The organism is Lentibacillus salinarum (assembly GCF_042679865.1).
Lineage (GTDB): Bacteria > Bacillota > Bacilli > Bacillales > Amphibacillaceae > Lentibacillus > Lentibacillus salinarum.
This window is the reverse complement of sequence record NZ_JBHTNH010000049.1, coordinates 1-3719: the sequence shown is the minus strand read 5'-3', so window position 1 is coordinate 3719 and position 3719 is coordinate 1. Positions and strand designations below refer to the sequence as shown.

The window sequence follows — 3719 nt, the reverse complement described above, 5'->3', positions numbered from 1 at the left end:
GTGCTCGGGAATGAGATCCTCCATATCAATATATTGAAACATGCTGGGTTGAACGTGGTTTTGCTTTGGTGAATGCATAAACGGACCATCCTTTTATAAGTGTTCTACAGACAATATTCGACATCAACCAGGGAAATTCCTAGCACAATTTGACTTTTTCACCGGACTTCTAAAGGGAGGAATTTTAACTTATGTGATATCGCAAGGATGACTTCTCTATCCTCCGACAGCTCCATCGCAATTTGCGCTCCTGAATTACCTCCTCCTACAATCAATACAGTTCCATTATTAAGATCTTTAGGTTCGGTGTATGAGGAAGAGTGGACGTGTGATACCGCATTCTCATTAAGTATTATGGGTGGTATATGATTTTTTTGAAAGGCTCCTGAAGCTACAATAACTTTCCTTGATTGAAGCTTCTCACCTGTTGTAAATACGTTAAAATAATTATTCTCTTTTTCAATCTTTGTAACGACTGTATTCATTTTGTGAGGCAAATTAAAATGTGCTACGTAACCTTCCAAATAATCAGCCATTTCATCCTTTGTTGGATAAGAATCGGGATCCCCCGTCATTTCTAGTCCTGGAAGAGCAGAATGTGATCTCGGCGTGAATAATACAAGCGATTTATAACGCGAACGCCAGGAGTCTCCAATACATTTTAGAGCATCAATCATGATATGGTTTTCTATTCCTTTTTGTTTTAATTGATGACTCATAGCAATACCTGCTTGACCTGCGCCAATAATAATAACCTCATAGACATGTTCCAAATTATCATACCCCCACACAGTATTACTTATATTGTATCTTATACGATCACAGAGGGGTAATTTGTTGTTTTCATAAATTTTTTATTAAACAATCTGGCCCTATTCTTGAATACTATTATGCCGCAATCGCGCCCGTTCGTATTATTAAACCTTCTGATTATCATTAGACTTATTTGAATTTTAATTGTCATTACATACATTTTCTACTTGCCAAATAAACACCATAACTTTTTGGCATTTACTTCATGATAAATATCCCCTTAAACATTGTAATATCATTGATTAAATCCATGCACGGTCACTTCTACCCGACGATTTTTCTGTCTACCTTCAGGATTATCCGAACCATCACTATTTGTATTTTTAGCAATTGGCTCCGAAGCACCTTTTCCTTCAGCGGCCATACGATCCTTCTCAACACCTTCGTCGGCGAATGCTTCAAGAACAGCATTCGCCCGGTTCTCAGACAGTTCCTGGTTATAGCTATCCTCGCCTTTACTATCTGTATGTCCAACGATTGTTACTTCATCATCGGTTGTATCTATCACTTGCACGAGTTGATTAATCGCTTTATCAGCTTCAGGACGTAATTCACTTGAATCAAAATCAAACAAAATATCTTCAGGCAACGTTAACTTTGCACCATCCTCAGTCCCCACTGCATTAAACTCAGTTAACGTTTCCATCACTTCTTTTTCAAAACTGGAATCAATATCCATGCTACTTTTAAAAAAAATGGATCCTATTGACATTTCAGTTATAATGAATTCCGATTTCGGTATATTCTCTTCTTTATCAGAATCGCTTTCGTCATTCTCCATATTGTCAACAGTTGTCGTATCGTTTTCATCGTTTGATGCAGCCTGGTCATTCGTTGATTTATGATTATTTTCTCCAGCATTCGTACAAGCGGAAATAAAAATCACACATATGATGAGAATGAAATATTTTTTAAAAATGGAATGCAATGAGGATACTCCTCTCCACATATGAATTAGTTACTGCCATTCTATTTCAATATCTTCAAAAGAAAATTCTGGCTCCACATTATTAGGATTGAATGTTAACGTCAGTGATTGGGCATCATCTTGAATTCTTCCCGCAAAACTAACCGTCCCAGTAACTTTTTCCTGATCCTCAAGCTCTATTCTATCAGAGTCGTCATCAGCAACATATCTATAGTCATAACCTGTATCATCCTGCAACGTGATACCGCCTAAATTGGAACTTTTAGCTCTGCCTGCACTCGCTAGATACTGGGAAAAACCAGAATGATTCTCGGCATTAAAATCTACTGTAATATGATCTTCTTCAAAGGAGATTTGCTCCAGTGTAAAAGTAACACCTTCCTCGTGCTGAATTTGTTCATCTATTTCAATGGTCTCAGGTAGATCATTGTTATCAGCAGAAGCATTATCATCAGAGGAAATTGATTGTTCGTTATCGTCATTTAATCCAGAGTCAGATTCTTCATCGTTTTGTGTGTCATCTGAATTTGAGTCATTAGCCTCGTTATCTTGATTACGCGCCTCATTTTCAACTTCATTCGATTGATCCGATTCCTCTTCGTTATTTTGTGCATCACTATCATTACTTTGATTGCTGCAGGCAACAGCGACAAATACTGTAAAAATTAATGTTAAACACAATAGAAAAATACGTTTTGTCATAAAAATCCTCCTATTTGGGTAATATATTACTCTTATACATCAATTTTGCCTTTTTGCAAAAATAAATATTTTTCAGTTTTTTTGATATGTTATGTAATGAACGCGCCGATAGAGAAAAAACCAAATATTCCTAATATACCCGTTCCACTTCACCTCCAACATACAACATCTTCTCACTATCATTTATAACTATTTTATCATAAATATTGAATTGTCTTTGGAGAATTTTTTCGACAAAATGGCCCCATTATATTAAAGCAAATGTGGCATGAATCTTATTCCAGAATTACGCCCTATTCTGGTAGTTTAATTAATCCATTATTGGCTCCAATGATTTGACCATTGTGTAATAACTACTTCCTGGTGGGTAATCTCTAACTTCTCCAACAACCTTATAACCGTATAACTCATAAAATGATCGGACTTGAAATTCAAACGTGGTTAACATTACGCTTGTTGCCCCTTTTCCTGAGGCTATCTCTTCCGTTTTACTCAACAACGAACTTCCTAACCCTTTACCACGAAAATTTTCGTCGAACCAAAAGTCATTGATTTCAAGCCAATTCCAATAAACCTCCGCAATAATTCCGCCAATCCATCTGTCCTTATCATCAGTTACAATAATATTTGTGGGTTGTACTGATTCATTTCTTTTTGCACTTTTATGATGAATCGAATGTTCATTGTTAAATTCGTTTTCTAATGAAACATCTGTACTGTATTTCATTCATTGCTTCACACCAATCAATATTTTTATACAGTTATTCCGCAAAATGGCCTGATTCCAGAACACCACTATGCCACAAACGCGCCCGTTTACGGTATAAAGTTATTTTAGTTGCTACCCTTTCTTTTTCTTTAAAATATGGATCCCTCCAAGGGCTCCTAAAGCTAATGACATAACAATTATCATAACAAGACCTGTGACCTTAAGAATCAAATTAGACGTGACAACAACTATTATGCTTTCACTTATAACAATAACCGCAAAGAAAAAGCAGAATGAAATCAATATAGCTGGTACTATTTTTTCTTTATCTATCAATTCCCCTTTCAAGTTTCAACCCTTCCAATTTTGAACTATTCTACCACTGTGCCATTAAATGGTCCTTTTCCCCAGGAGTAGGCGCCAAATCTTATTCCGGAATCGTCAGCAATAGGTAAGCGTTTGAAATTATCTCCGGCTTTTCCCCTGCTCCACACGGAACGTGCAAGTTTCCCCGCATTCCGCGTTCCATCTACCGTAATTTACTCGATTATAAGTTCCTCGTTACTT

5 protein-coding genes are annotated in these 3719 nt (G+C 36.5%); all 5 read right to left on the bottom strand.

Features of this window, described 5'->3' with window-relative positions; genetic code table 11:
• Positions 1–158: 158 nt before the first annotated feature.
• Positions 159–773, bottom strand: coding sequence for a flavin-containing monooxygenase (locus ACFQ4A_RS16550; RefSeq protein WP_382402517.1), 615 nt, complete (start codon positions 771–773; stop codon positions 159–161).
• 275 nt (positions 774–1048) lie between these two features.
• Entirely contained in the window at positions 1049–1741 is a 693-nt protein-coding gene (locus tag ACFQ4A_RS16545) for an OmpA family protein (RefSeq protein WP_382402516.1), read from the bottom strand.
• 30 nt (positions 1742–1771) lie between these two features.
• A complete protein-coding gene (locus ACFQ4A_RS16540) occupies positions 1772–2443 on the bottom strand; it encodes a hypothetical protein (RefSeq protein ID WP_382402515.1) in 672 nt (223 codons plus the stop codon).
• 310 nt (positions 2444–2753) lie between these two features.
• Positions 2754–3170 carry a GNAT family N-acetyltransferase gene (locus ACFQ4A_RS16535; protein WP_382402514.1) on the bottom strand — a complete coding sequence of 139 codons (417 nt, stop codon included), beginning with the start codon at positions 3168–3170 and terminating at the stop codon, positions 2754–2756.
• A 114-nt stretch (positions 3171–3284) separates the two neighbouring features.
• Positions 3285–3500 carry a hypothetical protein gene (locus tag ACFQ4A_RS16530; RefSeq protein ID WP_382402513.1) on the bottom strand — a complete coding sequence of 72 codons (216 nt, stop codon included), beginning with the start codon at positions 3498–3500 and terminating at the stop codon, positions 3285–3287.
• Positions 3501–3719 lie beyond the last annotated feature (219 nt).

Bases quoted from the DNA above. Each gene is read 5' to 3' on its own strand.
- ACFQ4A_RS16540 (WP_382402515.1), bottom strand. From the start codon at position 2,443: ATGACAAAACGTATTTTTCTATTGTGTTTAACATTAATTTTTACAGTA.
- ACFQ4A_RS16535 (WP_382402514.1), bottom strand. From the start codon at position 3,170: ATGAAATACAGTACAGATGTTTCATTAGAAAACGAATTTAACAATGAA.